The organism is Streptococcus vulneris, assembly GCF_019218685.1.
Lineage (GTDB): Bacteria > Bacillota > Bacilli > Lactobacillales > Streptococcaceae > Streptococcus > Streptococcus vulneris.
Window position 1 is genome coordinate 1 of record NZ_JAHUZC010000039.1, and the last position, 389, is coordinate 389.

General features: G+C 65.6%; 1 protein-coding gene. It reads left to right on the forward strand.

Annotated elements, in window-relative coordinates:
• The coding region (locus KUA57_RS09500; RefSeq protein ID WP_218494160.1) for an OsmC family protein at positions 1 to 365 on the forward strand (365 nt) is incomplete at its 5' end.
• Positions 366 to 389 lie beyond the last annotated feature (24 nt).

Genomic DNA, 389 nt, shown 5'->3' on the forward strand with positions numbered 1-389 from the left:
CCCTGCAATTCACCGCCACGGCCGAAGGCCATGAACTGCCGCTGGCCATGCCGCAGCCGCAAGGCGAGGGCCCCGACCCGCACGACTATTTCGATACCGCGCTGGGCGGCTGCAAGGCGCTGACGCTGATGGTGTACGCGCAGCGCAAGGGGTTGCCGCTGGAATCGGTGGGCGTGGACGTGGTGCGCGATGCCAGTGAGGAACGCAAGGGGGTCTACCGCCTGACCGCCAAGCTGACGCTGCATGGCGAATTGACGGATGCCCAGATCGACGAACTGCTGGCGGTGGCGGAAAAATGCCCGATCCACAAGCTGATGACGGCGGTGGATGTGCAGGTGTCGACGCTGGTGGTGCGGCCGGAATAGAGGGACAAGGTTAGTCGGGACGGG